Origin of the sequence: Arthrobacter sp. FW306-2-2C-D06B, assembly GCF_021789175.1 — a bacterium.
GTDB lineage: Bacteria > Actinomycetota > Actinomycetes > Actinomycetales > Micrococcaceae > Arthrobacter.
Genome location: NZ_CP084560.1, coordinates 3,901,527 through 3,915,202, shown reverse-complemented (window position 1 = coordinate 3,915,202; position 13,676 = coordinate 3,901,527). Strand labels below are relative to the sequence as shown.

Genomic DNA, 13,676 nt, shown 5'->3' with positions numbered 1-13,676 from the left:
GCATCATGGTCACGGGCGGCACCAGTGGGATCGGCGCCGCCCTCGTGCGGGAATCACTCCGCGCCGGCCACTCCGTTTTCACCACCGGACGCGACGCCGGGCGGCTCGCGGCGTTCCTCGAGTCGTGCTCGAGGCTCGGGCACGTGGGCGGAGTGGTGGCAGACGCAGGGGACTGGGAACGGACCCGTGGAGCCGTCCACGCTGCAGCGGACTTCCTCGGCGGAATCGACGTCGCGGTAGCCAACGCCGGTTTCTCCGCCGCAGGAGATCTTGCCGACGGCGACCCGGATCGCTGGCGGGACATGGTGCTGACCAACGTGTACGGCCCCGCGATACTGGCCAAGGCCGCCCTGCCGCAGCTCAAGGCCAACCGGGGGCACATGGTGCTCATGGGCAGCACGGCAGGGCGCAAGGTGTACCCCGGAAACCTCTACACGGCCACGAAATGGGCCGTGACCGGTTACGCCGAATCCCTCCGTCAGCAGCTCGTGGGAACCGGCGTCCGGGTGCTGCACATCGCCCCCGGCCATGTAGACACTCCCTTATGGACGGACGCTCCCGACGCCGCTATCCACCCGGAGTCCGTGGCAGGAACCATGCTCTGGGCACTTGCCCAGCCACCCGGCGTCGACGTCTCCGAAGTGATGATCCGTGCTACTGGACAGAAATTCTGAAACTCAGCGGGTAGGACTCGGCGTGGGCGTTCCCGCCATGGACGCGGGCGGCGCAGGAAATGCTGTTGCCGGGTACAGTCCGGCGACCTGCGTCATGTAATTGGCCCATTGCGGCCCAGCGAGCATGTAGCCGTCGATGGCCGTGTAGAACTTGCCGTTGATGGTGACGTTCTGTCCGGCCCGGCTCTGCCCGGCCATGGTGTCGCCGAAGAAGGACGCCGTGGCGAGCCCGGTGGTGAATCCGACCACCCAGGTAGAGCCGTTGCTGTTGTTCGTTCCCGTTTTTGCCGCGGTAGGGAACAGGTCCTGGACCTTCGGTTGAATGTAGATGCCGGATCCCCGTTTCAGGACGTCCTGGAGCACGGAGTCGACGCCGCGGGCAACCTCGGGCTTGATGGCCGGGCGGCATGAACTGGCTTGGGCGGGCAGCTTCCCGCCGGATGGATCCGTGATGCCCACAATCGCGATCGGCGCGCAGTACGTGCCGTCGTTGGCGAACGTGGCAAAGGCGTCGGCCATCACGAGGGGCGATATTTCGGTGCCGCCAAGGAGATTGCCCAGCTGGTGCATGTTCACGGGCGAGTTGTCCACGCCGCTGTGGAGACCCACCGCGTCGACCACTTTCTGGATGCCGCAGAAGTCGAGCTGGGCCGCCTCGGCGAAGGTTGCGGTGTTGATGGAGTTGTAGAGCCCGTAGTTGACGGGCATCGGGCGGTAGTAGCCCTCGTCGTTGTTGCGGAGATCGTCAGCCGTGCCAAGGCCGGCGATTTTCTGGGCCGTGCTGTAGCCGCCGAGTACCTTCCCGCAGCTGTCCTTCCAAGGGAATCCGAGTGGATAAACCCTCTGCGACGCGTCCACCACTGTGGTCAAGGACTTGCCCTCGTTGAGCCATTCGGTGAAAGTGAACGGCTTCATGGCAGAACCTGGCTGGAAGCCTCCGGCTCCGTTGAGGTCACTGCCGTTGGCGTCCACGGAATCAACGTTGAAGTTGAGCTGGGTATCGAATTTGCCGGGCGCGGCCAGGAAAACCGTGTTCTGTGCCATGGCCAGGATCTTGCCCGTGCCGGGCTGCACCGAGACCAAGGAGGCGCCCCACTTGTCCGGGTTCGCCCCTGCCGTGGCATCGACCTGCTGCTGTGCCACCCCCTGCAGGCGGCTGTCCAAGGTGGTGGTGATCGTCAGCCCGCCGCGGTACAGAAGCTGTTCCCGGTCCGTGACGCTGGCACCGTAGGCCGGATCATTGAGGATGAGGTGGGAGATGTAGTCGCAGAAATACACGGCAATATCTGCTGCGGCGCAGCCTTGCTTTCCAGGGGTGATATTGAGCTTGAGGGGAGTGGCAACGGCCGCTGCATACGCTGCCTGCTGGATCTTGTGCTGCGCGAGCATGTCGGACAGCACAAGGTTGCGCCGTTGGATGGAGTTGTCGGGATGGACGGAGGGGTCGAAGTAGCTGGGACTGTTGACCAGGCCGGCGAGAAGCGCGGCCTGTGGAAGGCTGAGGTCCTTGGCTGAAACGCTGAAGAAGTGCTGTGCCGCCGCTTCGATTCCGTACGCGTCCCTGTTGAAGAACACGATATTGAGGTAGCCCTCCAGGATCTGGTCCTTCGTGAATTTCTTCTCGAGTTCGACGGCGAGCTTCATCTCGCGCAGTTTGTCGCCGATGGTCTTCTGACCGCTGAGTACCACCTGACCGGTCTGGCCTGCCGCCAAACGGGACTCGTTCAGGACGTTTGTCACGTACTGCTGGGTCAGGGTGGACGCGCCCTCGTTGGTGCCCTTCGTGAAGTTGGACGCTAAGGCCCTGAGAATCCCTTGGGGATCGATGCCGCCGTGCGCGTAGAAGCGGCTGTCCTCGATGGCGACAATCGCGTCCTTGATGTCGGGCGACATCTGGTCCAGGCTGACCCGAACACGGTTCTCCGCATAGAAGGTAGCAATCGTCTTTCCGTCTGCGCTGAGCACTTTGGTCGACTGTGACGGCGCGTTGACCACCAGATCACCCGGTAGGTTGTCGAAGTACTTGATCGAACCGCTGACGGCCAGCCCGGCCGACGCCACACCGGGGACTGCCAATCCGGCGGCCAGCACGCCACAGATGGCGCTCACCAGGAAGAATCCGAAGACCCTTCGCAGGACCCTGGCCAAACCACTTTTCGGGTTGTTCTTCGGAGCCATTTTTCCAGCTATCAACCGTGCGTGTTTACAGACTACGCCGCCGTTCCACGCGTCACATAGGCCCCGAAATCCGTGGCGACACGCCCCCCGCGGTTATGTTCGTCACTTCGCCCGCGCGCTGACCCTGTCTGGCGTTTTTCCGGATGCATACTGAAGTTATTCGGGCGCGGTGATGGAAGGCAGGTGGCAGCCGGTGGAGACACTGATGGCTGTTGTGAGGAGTGAGTATTTTCCGGCGGGAGCAGTGCTCTTGGGCGTGGTTTTGTTCTGGACACTCGGCTTGCTCGGCGGGTTGTCCTGGTTGAGCGGAGCACAGCAGCCCTTGGCCATCTTGACGTGGTTGATCTTCATCTACGGCGTGGTGGTGCTCTCTCCCCTCGCCGGAATCTGGGCCGCAGTTGACCTTGCCCGCCGTTGGTTGCGGAACCGCCAGGCTCGCCGGCAGCAGCTCGGAACAGCCGACGTCGAATCCCTCTAGTCCCCACCGGAACCCTGGCGGCGTGGGCCCACGCTTTAGGCGATAGCCTGAGTCTTAGCCCTGCACCTGCTCTGACCGCCCGGAACGAGGACTTCCCATGATCACACGCGTCGACGTCGATGAAGCTGCCGCCCGGATTGCCGGGAGGATCCGCCGCACACCCGTTTTCGAAGCCGATGCCGGAACGGTGCCCGGGCAATTGTGGTTCAAATGCGAGTTCATGCAGCACACGGGGACGTTCAAGGCGAGGGGCGCTTTCAACCGCGTGCTCGCCGCGCGGGAGCGCGGGGAGTTGAAGGACGATGTTGGAATCGTCGTCGCCTCGGGAGGCAACGCGGGGCTTGCGAATGCCTATGCCGCGTCACAACTCGGTGTGCCGGCGACCGTTTTTGTCCCCGAGACCGCACCTGCCGTGAAGGTCAAGAAGCTCAAGGCCAGCGGAGCCACCGTGGTCCAGCGCGGAACCGAGTACGCCGAAGCGTTCGAGGCCGCCCTCGACTACGCCGCGGAAACCGGCGCAATCTACTGCCACGCCTACGATCAGCCCGAAATCGCCGCTGGCGCCGGCACCGTCGGCTCGGAACTCCTGGAACAACTGGGCGGGATAGACACCGTGGTGGTGGCCGTAGGAGGCGGCGGCCTCATGGCGGGAATCGCGGCCGCCGTCGAAGGCCACGCCAGGGTTGTCGGCGTCGAGCCGGACAACGCTCCCACCCTCTATTCGGCACTAGCTGCGGGCGCACCCGTTGACGTAGCAGTCTCCGGGATCGCCGCGGATTCCCTGGGCGCCCGGCAGATCGGCCGGATCGGCTTCGAGGTGGCCGTCCGCACCGGAGTCCGGACGGTGCTGGTGTCCGACGACGACATCGCCGCGGCGCGCGCCCTGCTCTGGGAGCAGTACCGGATTGTCGTGGAGCATGGCGCAGCCGCCGCTTTCGCGGCCGTGAACTCCGGAGCATATGTTCCGGCAGAAGGGGAACGGGTGGCCGTGATCCTCTGCGGCGCCAACACCGACCCCGCGACGGTCTGAAGCAGCCTGCCGCAGCCCTGCCACGAGCGCTCCACAGTTGCTAAGCTCGAGCCACAACGCCGGGGCACGCAAAACCGCTTCACGAACGGATAGGTGACACTTGCGATTGATCATCATGGGGCCTCCTGGCTCGGGCAAAGGTACCCAGGCTGAGCACATCGCCGTTCATTTCGGCATACCTGCCATTTCCACGGGAGACATCTTCCGCGCGCACGTCGGGGGCAAGACAGAACTCGGAGCCGAAGCGAGCAAGTACATGGACAGCGGCGAGTTCGTCCCGGATCACGTCACGAATGCCATGGTCCGTCAGCGGCTTGGCAACGCCGATGTCCTGGCAGGATTCCTCCTGGACGGATATCCCCGAACGACGGCGCAGATCGAGGCACTGGACGGCATTTTGGCCGGCAACCAGCAGCAACTCGATGCCGTCGTCGAACTAACGGTCGACGACGACCAGCTCGTCGCGCGGATGCTCCTCAGGGCGCAGGAACAGGGCCGAAGCGATGACACGGCACCGGTGATCCGGCGTCGCCTGGAGCTTTACCGCAACGAGACACAGGCAGTGGTCGAGCGATACTCCGAACGCGGAATCGTGCTCGCCGTGGATGGTTCCGGCCGGCGGGAAGAGATCACGGCCAAGGCCATAGCCGCCATCGAATCAGCACTAGGGAAGGGACTGTGAACGGTCAACCCTCTACCGGCCAAAGAATCGAAGACTATGCAATGATCGGGGACCTGCACACAGCAGCCCTGGTCAGCACGGCGGGCTCCATAGACTGGCTGTGCCTCCCGCGTTTCGATTCGCCCGCATGCTTCGCCGCGCTCCTGGATTCCCCCCAAGCAGGGCGCTGGCTCTTGGCACCTGAAACCGGGGGAATCTGCACGCGCCGCCAGTACCGGGACGGAACGCTCATCCTGGAAACGGAGTGGGAAACCAAAGAAGGGCATGTCCGGGTCATCGACTTCATGCCGCCGCGCGACGCCGTCGCGGACATCGTGCGCGTGGTGGAAGGGATCCGCGGTACGGTCAAGATGCGCGGGGAACTGATCCTGAGATTCGACTATGGACACGTGGTGCCCTGGGTGCGCCGCGACAGGCACGGCCTCCGCGCCGTTGCCGGTCCGGACTCCGTCTATCTCAAGACCCCGGCGCCGTTGGTAGGCAAGGACTTCACCACGGTCAGCGAGTTCACGGTGAACGCCGGTGACCACATCCCCTTCGTCCTGACTTGGGCACCCAGCCACGAACGGCGGCCCCGCACCGTCGAGGCAGATATCGCCCTCGAGGACACGGCGGCATTCTGGACGGATTGGTCCAGGCGTTGCAACGTCCGGGGACCCTACCGGAAAGCCGTTCAGCGTTCCTTGATCACGCTGAAGGCCCTCACCTATGCGCCTACCGGGGGAATTGTTGCCGCCGCCACCACCTCGCTCCCCGAACAGATCGGCGGACCGCGGAACTGGGATTACCGCTATTGCTGGCTGCGTGATGCCACGCTGACCCTTCAAGCCTTCCTGGCCGCGGGTTATACCGAGGAGGCCAGCGCGTGGCGGGATTGGCTACTCCGCGCAGTGGCCGGCGACCCGGCCGACCTCCAGATCATGTACAGCCTGCACGGTCGCCGGCGCTTGCCCGAGACGGAGCTGACGTGGCTTTCCGGATACCAGGGTTCGAAGCCCGTGCGCATCGGGAATGCGGCCGCGGAGCAGCTCCAGCTGGACGTCTGGGGGGAAGTCCTTGATTGCCTGTCCCTGACCCGGGCATCGCTGATGACAGTCGGCGATGAGTCCTGGGCTATCCAGACCGCACTGATGCGCCACCTCGAGAGCACCTGGGACAAACCGGACAACGGGCTCTGGGAAGTACGCGGCCCGCGTCGCCATTTCGTGCACTCAAAGGTGATGGCCTGGGTCGCGGCTGACCGCATGGTCCGCGGAATCCGTGAATCCGGGATGCCCGGTCCGCTAGATCGCTGGGAGGCTTTGCGGGACACCATCCATGACGAAGTCATGACCCACGGATTCGACGCGGTCCGCAATACTTTCGTCCAGTCCTACGGGAGCAAGGAACTGGACGCGAGCCTTCTCCTCATCCCCAAAGTGGGCTTCCTGCCGCACGACGATCCGCGCGTGATCGGCACCATTGACGCCATCCAGCGTGAGCTGACGGAAGACGGCTTTGTGCTGCGCTACCGTCCGCAAGACAGCGACGACGGACTGCCGGGCGGGGAGGGCGTCTTCCTTGCGTGTTCCTTCTGGATGGTCGACGCCCTCTTGGGCGCGGGACGCAGGGCAGAGGCGACAGCCCTCTTCGACAGGCTCCTGGCCCTGCGCAACGATGTTGGCCTCCTGAGCGAAGAATGGGACGCACATGCGGGCCGCCAACTCGGCAATACGCCCCAGGCCTTCAGCCATTTCGGCCTGGTGCTCAGTGCCTTGCAGCTCCACCACGGCAAAGCTCACCACAGCAATGTCCCGATCGGTGGGGTCCCGACGTCGGGCCCCCCGTCGGACTCGTCGTCGGCGGCTTCAGGGGCGGCTCTGACCTGACGTTCCGGAGCGCTTTGGCCAGCGGAAGATCCGGCCTGCCAAGGCCAGACCCGCTCCGAGATTGAGCATTGGCAGGTAGGCCCGTGCCACTGCGGTCCCGACGGCAGGCAGGGAAGCGGCGTCCGGGTAGAGCATGTAGAGCGGCTCGTACCGGGGCTGGAATTTCGCCTTGAATGCCAGGAGGGACCTGAACCCGTACACCGGTTCCAAAGTCGCCCCCAACCAGTCGAGCAAGCGGTCGAGGTTGCCTGGAGGCCGGGATCGTCGCCTTGGGAGCGGCATCTCGGAAGGATCCTCTTCGACCCGAGCCAGGGGCGCTCCGGAGAGGCTCACGAATTCGCATCCTTCATCCTTGAGGCTGAGGGCCGCGGAAGCGATCAGGAATTCGATGCTGGCGCGGAAGCCGCCGCTACGGCGACGCATGAAATCAAGGGTCCAGCCCACGATGTGCCCGTTGCGGTATACGGGCAACCAGGACGTGACTGCGTGGACTGTGTGGCGCTTGTCGATTGCAAGCAAGCAGCGCACCTCGGGGTCGTCGAGTTCATCGAGGCTGCCCAAGGTAAAGCCCATTTCAGGCATGTTCCTGTCTGCCACCCACTCTTCGGAGATTTCCTCGATTTGGACCTGGACCGAGAAAGGAGCCGAGGCGTAACTCGTCCATTCGTAGCGGATGCCCGCCTTGGCGGCATTGTTCAACGCCGTACGGATGTCCTGGAACTTCTTTCCCTTGAAGGAGACCGAATGCAATGGCAGGACCGTCTCTTGGGCCACTTGTGCAGAGCTCCATCCGGAGGAATCCGCGTGGTCGCGCAATTCCTGGGGTACGGAGTAGAAACACGGCGTCCACCCGTTGCCCCTGCAGTAGCGGGCAAATTCTTCGAAGACAGTGGTCATCTCGGATTTGGGTCCCACCGGGCCGCCCAGCGTGAGCGCAACCCCCGTGCTGACCCGGTAGGCAACAAAGGACAGTCCGGAAGCGGAGAACCAGTACATGTTTCCCGGCCAAGTGGTCATCCAGGACAGCGAGCTTCCCTCCCACGCCTTGATGACCTTCCGGGCACGCTCAGTACTGGCGTCGTGCCGGGTGTGGGCCTGGTGGAGGAACGTCCTGAAGATCAGGACACCCGCGACAGCCCAAAAGACGACCCCGACGCCTTCGTACACGAGGACGGCGGACGTGCCTTGGGGGAAGATCGCCGGCGGCACATCCAGGACGAAGCCCAGCGGAAGGAACCGGTCAGGAACATCCGCCAGTAGATCCGGCAGCCCCGGTACTGGGGAGAATTCCTGCGCGAGCAAGAGCCCTGCGCCGACATAGACGACACTGAGCACAGCCGCTATTGCAAGTACCCGCACGGCGAGGCGTCTGTACGTCCCTTTCGGCGCCTGCACATGAAACAGCCGCCTGGTCGCGAGCAGAATGATGGTCAGCGCGAGGGGCAGAAGCAGCGGCAAGGCCAAGGTGAACGGCTGCGTGGAAGCCGATCCTTCGATGGCGACAATCCCCTCGCTCGCGCCGGTAGCCGAAGCAGCCGGCTGCAAGACTCCGGCCAGTGCAATTCCGGCCAGGACGGAAAGGCCTACTTGTATCAAAAGTGTCGCCACCCAGGCAAAGCGCCGTCCGCGACGGAGGCCCTCCGCAAGCAACAGCAGGAGGAAAGACGGAAGGATGGCCATGAAGATTCCGCCGGCGCCGGCGCGCAACTGCAGCTGCGCGACGGCGCAGTCTTTCGCTTGCGCCGGATCCGAGCACACGGCCTGGAGCGTTTGGGGATCGACGGGCTGGATGTTGGTAAACAGGAAACGCAGGATGGACAGCGGTCCTACCGCATGCGGTATGAGGCCGGCGACTACCGGACCGATCGCCGATGCGGCAATGAGCAGCGAGAGCAGCACCCGGCCTTCGTGCCGGGAACTGACCGGGCGCGCAAACCGTGGCCGACGGCCCATCAGCAGCGGCCCGAGGACTGTGCCCGCACCTGCGGCGCCGAGCCTGACCAGGTCCGCAAATCCTCCGCTGTACAGGGCCAGGAGGAGCAGCAAGGCGAAGGCGACAAGCCGGATCCTGCGCCTCCACAGGGTCGCCATGGACGCAGTACCCGCCATGGTGGTACCGATGATGAACGCACTAGGACCCACGAAGAGGTGGCTGCCTATCTCCGCTGTCCAGCTGCCGAGCAACCCTTGGGCCAAGGCAAGGAATCCGAGGGCAATGCCAACGCCCAGAATCTGGGTGGAGACCGCGGCGATTCCGTACGCCCGCCGTCCCATTCGCCGTTCCAACGGAACACCCAGCAGCAGCACCAAAGCAGTTTCCAGAACGTAGCCCCCGAGGTCCCTGGCCCAGAAGGCGGAGGTCACAGCGGCCCACCAGTGATCAGGTATCGAGCGGGGCGTAAGGGCGAAATTGAGCCGCAATTGCGCATCCGGCCCCGTGGCGACGCTGGAGGTCAGCGCGCCCAATCCCCAGAAAACGATGACAAAACCCAACGTGAGCTGCGCTGAGCGCAGTCTTCCCGTCCATGATCGCCGCAAGCGGACATCGGGGACGGCTTGGATTTCCGGCTCGGGCGCCGGTGCGTGCACGGGGTTCCTCTCTGTGCGTCGGAAGGATGGGGCTGCGAAATGAAATTCTTCCACACCGACCGCCCGGCGAGGATAATTCCCACCTCGCCGTGACCTTCCCCGTCCCGATCCAATAGACTCCGACGTAGGCAGGCTGTCGGCTCGTTCCGCCACCGGTCTATGAGCAATGGAAAGTTGCTCCTGCAACGCTTAGACGAACAGAAAGCAAGCCCGGGACAGGTCGATGCACAAATCTCGCATATTCCGCTCCGCTGCATCCGTGATCGCCGCCGGAGTCCTTTTGGCGGGCTGTTCACAGGCGCCTGCTCAACCGAGCGACCCATCCAGCGGAAGGCAGGCAGCGGCACCCGTTGCTCCCTCGGGGAGTCCGGCGGCAGCGGGCCAAGGTCCCAAGAAACCTGATTCCGGGCAGGATCCGTCAAAGCTTCCTGTGGGGTCCTTGTACAAGAACCCCAGCAACAACCGGAACGAGATCATCCTCGCGGACGTCCGGCACACCGCCATCCTCATCGGGGACTCCCAGGCCCAGCCTGAGGGATCTTGGCCACGGGCCGCCCTGGGCTCCATCGGCTACAAGGTGTACACAGTTGGCCGCGGAGGCACGGGCTTCGTAGCCGCGACGAGCGACACCGGCAATTACATCGACGCGCTGCAACGCGGAGACTGGGTGCTCCCCTATGGGGCACCACCCCTGATCGTGGTCCAAGGCGGAGGTAACGACGCTGCCCGCAAAGTGAGTGATGAGCAGATCACGAGCAATGCCAACAGGCTCATTGCAGCCCTCAGAAAGAGGTATCCGCTGGCGAAGATCGCGATGATCGGAACCCTCGCCAAGGGCGCCGACGCCGGCGGGGGCCGCCGTACGCAGGTTGACGCACTGCTGGGAGATATCGCGGCAAAGGCCGGAGCGACATTCTTTAGCGTTGGGGACTGGATCACCAAATATCACGTGGAGGGGGATCTCGTGGACGGTGTGCACTTGAACCCAGCCGGGCATGCCAAGCTCGGCGGTGTCCTGGCCGCGGATATGGCCGCGGCGGGACTACGCCTGCCCCCGGACACCGCCAACTGACCCGTCCCCAAGGTCATGAACCCTGCGCCAAGATTGAAGCTGGCAGAAGTCCGCGCGCCGGAGAACAATTGATTTATGGTCAGCTATTCAGCCCTTGAACAAGCGTCCAGCAAGAATCCGCATGACTGGGGCCGGGCGATGGCAACGGCGATGACGAAGCTCCTGGATGCGGCTCGCATTGACGGACGGCATTTTGAACACGAGTTCCTCTATGGCGAGGAATTGAGCATGAGGATCGACGAGAACAACGACGGAGCCACGGTCAAGCTCACGTGGACGCCCGCGGACCAGGAGTCCGAACAAAAGGGAACCGCGGAGTGAGCGCGTCCTGAGCTCAAGCGGGGCTACTCCTTTGCGATGGGCTCGCGGCCGTTGCTCCCGAGCAGGCTACGGGTCAGGGCCTCACCGTCGGCCATGAGCTGTCCCACCGCGGAGACCAGGTGCGAATCGCCGGGAGTCTCGCCGGCCAGCGCTGCCGCGACGACTGAACGCCGGATCAGCTCCTTCGCGAACGACGCCGTGGTGCCGGCCGTGTGGGCCGCGGCGGCTTCGATAGCCGGGCGGGAGAACGCGACTCCGTTGGAATACAGCTTCAAAAGTTCCACCCGCTCGTGCTTGGACGGAAGCGGGATTTCCACTGCCAGGTCCACGCGCCCTGGCCGCTGGGCGAGCGCCCGCTCCAAAAGGTCCACGCGGTTGGTGGTCAGCACGAACGCGACGTCGGCATCGTCGTCGAGCCCGTCCATCGCATCGAGCACCTCGAAGAGCAGCGGTTTGGGCCCATGGCCGAAGCTGCGGTCCTCGGCGATCAGGTCGCAATCCTCCAGCACCACGATCGACGGCGCCAAGGCCCGGGCAACCTTGGCTGCCTCGGCAATCCTGGCAAGCGAACCGCCGGAGAGGAGCACCGCCGTCGTACCCTCGCTTTGGCTCAGCAGGTACCGGACCGTGTGTGTTTTGCCGGTGCCGGGCGGCCCGTAGAGAAGGAGGCCGCGCTTGAGGTGCTGCGCGTGTGCTGCCAACACGTCTGCTTGCCGGGCAATGCCCAGGGTGTGGCCCTCCACTTTGTCGAGGAGTCCATCCGGAAGGACCACATCGCTGCTGGCCAGCTCCGGGCGCCTTATGAAGGTCACCCCACTGATGCTCGGCCCGTAATCGCTGACCGCGAGGGCAATGATCTGGCCCTTGAAAACGCTCTGGTGCTCCATATCGCGCCGCACTTCGGCCAGGAGCCCGGAAGCGACGGCGGGGCTGGTGGCCAGAACTTCGAGCGAGGCAGTCTGCCGGCCACGGTCGATCTTTGCCCCGCGCTGGAGCACCGCCACAGGCGAGCCGTCATAGTGGAAAAGCCAGAGTCCCAGCGCCACGGCCTGGCGCTGCTGCTCCGGACCCGTGGCCAGATTGGTGTAGTCCGGCTGGGCGAGGGGGAAGCGCGGGTAGCTGCGGGACTGCTGGAGCATATCGCTGAACGACATATGGTGGCGTTGATCGCCGCCTCCGATGCCCACCAGCCGGTAGTCCGGATCCCGGCCAGCCAGCCCTTCCATGACGATGTCCACATCCACCAGGCGGTGCGGCGGGATCTCCTCCGTCACGACCGAGAGTTCGTGCGCGGGAACGGTGAGGTGCCCGGTCAACGCCTGTAGTAGCTGCTCGCCGTCGTCCGCCTGGTCCAATCCGGACTGGGCCAGTCTTGTCAGTGTTCCGAAGTCCTCGATGAATTTCCCCAATTTCTCATCCATGGTCAGACCCTAGCAGGATGCGGCGCGGCTCAGCAGAGCCCGTTCAGCGCCGCGATGGCCACCTCGCGGAGTTGCGCGAATTCCGGTTGGCCGCTGCCGTCCGTCGACTCAATGTGTTTGTCCGTGTCGGATGGATAAGCGAAGCTCATGGCTATCTGGCGGCTCCCGTCGCTCGTGGACAGTGCGATGCTCGCAAACCAGGTGCTGCCGCCGTAACCGTAGTAGAAGCCGTTCCTGCATTCGTCATTCCAACGCTGCAACCCGAGTCCGTGGTTCTCCTGCCACAGGGTTTGCATGTCGCGGAGGGTATCCGCTGTGAGTAGCCTGCCTTGCATGAGCGCTGCATAGAACGTGTTGATATCGCCCACCGTGGAGATGGCTCCCTCTGCGGGAGAAGCGACGAGGTACTCCGGGTGCGAGGCATTGATACGCTCGCCGTCGATGAATTCGTAGCTCTGGATCATGTCGCGGGCATCCCGGTCCGGCTCGGCCGCCAGCGAGGTGTGGCTCATTCCGAGCGGCACAAAGATATCTGACTTCAGGACATCCCCGATCGGCCGGCCGCGGAGTTTTTGTACGATCGCGGCCAGAGCGAAGTAGTTGGCATCCGAGTAGCGGAACAGCTGGAAGTTGGCGTGCGCCCACGGCACGGTCCCGGCCATCCGGAGGTAGTCCTCGATGCTGAACCTCGTGTCGATGGCCTGCTTGGGCGGCATGGCCTTCAAGATGGCTTCCGGGGCGTCGGGCAGGCCGGAGCTGTGGTTCAACAGGGAGCGGACTGTGACGGGGCCGGGCGGGTGGACGAGCTGCTCGAATTCCGGGAAGTACTGCGTGACGGGGTCCTCTAGGCCCAGCTTTCCTTCCTGGACCAGCTTGAGCACCGAGACCGCCACCATCGACTGCGTGATGCCGCCAGCCTGGATCCGGTCGTTCACGGCTACCGGTTCGCCGGTCTCGACGTCTTGGCTCCCGTAGGCCTGGGACCATTCCCGGCCCCGGACTTTGATCTGGACGACAACGGCCGGCGCGCCCCGGTTGAGCATTTCATGCGCGAAGAAGTCCACAACAGGGGATTCCGGAAGTGCTGCTTGCGAATCGAACGATGAGCTACTTGCCGGGGGTTCACGTGTCGGAGGGTAGGTGCAGGCGCCGGACGCCAAGGTCAAAGCCAAGACGAAGGCCGCCCGCGCTCGCCGGGAAGTCCGGGATACGCGGGAAGTCCGAGAGGCCCGCGCAGCCTCCATGGCTGCCTCCTGAAGCTACGCCGCAGGGCAACGGCTGGCGCCCTTGCCCCCGTAGTTTCGATCGTCCTCTTCGGAAGCGAGGGGGTCAACGCTGGGAACCTGGGTGCGGCCCAAACCCA

11 protein-coding genes are annotated in these 13,676 nt (G+C 64.3%); 7 read left to right on the top strand and 4 right to left on the bottom strand.

The genetic code is table 11. The features are described from left to right. The first annotated feature begins 5 nt into the window (after nucleotides 1-5). Nucleotides 6-674, top strand: coding sequence for an SDR family oxidoreductase (locus LFT47_RS18205; RefSeq protein ID WP_236818685.1), 669 nt, complete (start codon nucleotides 6-8; stop codon nucleotides 672-674). Nucleotides 675-677: 3 nt separating this feature from the next. On the opposite strand, the gene LFT47_RS18200 is transcribed toward LFT47_RS18205, so the two are convergent. Then, nucleotides 678-2,852, bottom strand: coding sequence for a transglycosylase domain-containing protein (locus LFT47_RS18200; RefSeq protein ID WP_236812855.1), 2,175 nt, complete (start codon nucleotides 2,850-2,852; stop codon nucleotides 678-680). Between the two features lie 205 nt (nucleotides 2,853-3,057). Here LFT47_RS18200 and LFT47_RS18195 point away from each other — a divergent pair, with 205 nt between their 5' ends. The 4 genes from LFT47_RS18195 (at nucleotide 3,058) to LFT47_RS18180 (ending at nucleotide 6,910) form a co-directional block, all read left to right on the top strand. Beyond that, a complete protein-coding gene (locus tag LFT47_RS18195; protein ID WP_236812853.1) occupies nucleotides 3,058-3,330 on the top strand; it encodes a hypothetical protein in 273 nt (90 codons plus the stop codon). A gap of 97 nt (nucleotides 3,331-3,427) precedes the next feature. Then, complete coding sequence (locus LFT47_RS18190) at nucleotides 3,428-4,360, top strand: threonine/serine dehydratase (RefSeq protein ID WP_236812852.1); 933 nt, start codon at nucleotides 3,428-3,430, stop codon at nucleotides 4,358-4,360. 106 nt (nucleotides 4,361-4,466) lie between these two features. After that, nucleotides 4,467-5,042 carry an adenylate kinase gene (locus LFT47_RS18185; protein WP_236818683.1) on the top strand — a complete coding sequence of 192 codons (576 nt, stop codon included), beginning with the start codon at nucleotides 4,467-4,469 and terminating at the stop codon, nucleotides 5,040-5,042. Nucleotides 5,043-5,083: 41 nt separating this feature from the next. Then, the gene (locus tag LFT47_RS18180; RefSeq protein WP_236818681.1) at nucleotides 5,084-6,910 is read left to right on the top strand and encodes a glycoside hydrolase family 15 protein; all 1,827 of its coding nucleotides are present in this window, start codon (nucleotides 5,084-5,086) and stop codon (nucleotides 6,908-6,910) included. Here LFT47_RS18180 and LFT47_RS18175 read toward each other — a convergent pair. Next, nucleotides 6,890-9,499 (bottom strand): bifunctional lysylphosphatidylglycerol flippase/synthetase MprF, encoded by a 2,610-nt coding sequence (locus LFT47_RS18175; RefSeq protein WP_236812850.1) that lies wholly within the window; start codon nucleotides 9,497-9,499, stop codon nucleotides 6,890-6,892. The genes LFT47_RS18180 and LFT47_RS18175 overlap by 21 nt on opposite strands. A 439-nt stretch (nucleotides 9,500-9,938) precedes the next feature. Between LFT47_RS18175 and LFT47_RS18170 the strand changes: the two genes are divergently transcribed. Continuing rightward, nucleotides 9,939-10,571, top strand: a complete 633-nt coding sequence (locus tag LFT47_RS18170) for an SGNH/GDSL hydrolase family protein (protein ID WP_236812848.1) — start codon at nucleotides 9,939-9,941, stop codon at nucleotides 10,569-10,571. Nucleotides 10,572-10,646: 75 nt separating this feature from the next. Next, entirely contained in the window at nucleotides 10,647-10,892 is a 246-nt protein-coding gene (locus LFT47_RS18165) for a hypothetical protein (protein ID WP_236812846.1), read from the top strand. A 23-nt stretch (nucleotides 10,893-10,915) separates the two neighbouring features. On the opposite strand, the gene LFT47_RS18160 is transcribed toward LFT47_RS18165, so the two are convergent. Together LFT47_RS18160 and LFT47_RS18155 are read right to left on the bottom strand one after the other, a co-directional pair. Next, nucleotides 10,916-12,313, bottom strand: coding sequence for an AAA family ATPase (locus tag LFT47_RS18160; RefSeq protein WP_236812844.1), 1,398 nt, complete (start codon nucleotides 12,311-12,313; stop codon nucleotides 10,916-10,918). A 29-nt stretch (nucleotides 12,314-12,342) separates the two neighbouring features. Then, complete coding sequence (locus LFT47_RS18155; protein WP_236812842.1) at nucleotides 12,343-13,377, bottom strand: serine hydrolase domain-containing protein; 1,035 nt, start codon at nucleotides 13,375-13,377, stop codon at nucleotides 12,343-12,345. Nucleotides 13,378-13,676: the final 299 nt, after the last annotated feature.

Excerpts from the sequence above, each read along its gene's own strand:
- LFT47_RS18200 (WP_236812855.1), bottom strand. The coding sequence starts at position 2,852 with ATGGCTCCGAAGAACAACCCGAAAAGTGGTTTGGCCAGGGTCCTGCGA.
- LFT47_RS18165 (WP_236812846.1), top strand. The coding sequence starts at position 10,647 with ATGGTCAGCTATTCAGCCCTTGAACAAGCGTCCAGCAAGAATCCGCAT.
- LFT47_RS18180 (WP_236818681.1), top strand. The coding sequence starts at position 5,084 with ATGATCGGGGACCTGCACACAGCAGCCCTGGTCAGCACGGCGGGCTCC.
- LFT47_RS18190 (WP_236812852.1), top strand. The coding sequence starts at position 3,428 with ATGATCACACGCGTCGACGTCGATGAAGCTGCCGCCCGGATTGCCGGG.
- LFT47_RS18205 (WP_236818685.1), top strand. The coding sequence starts at position 6 with ATGGTCACGGGCGGCACCAGTGGGATCGGCGCCGCCCTCGTGCGGGAA.
- LFT47_RS18160 (WP_236812844.1), bottom strand. The coding sequence starts at position 12,313 with ATGGATGAGAAATTGGGGAAATTCATCGAGGACTTCGGAACACTGACA.
- LFT47_RS18195 (WP_236812853.1), top strand. The coding sequence starts at position 3,058 with ATGGCTGTTGTGAGGAGTGAGTATTTTCCGGCGGGAGCAGTGCTCTTG.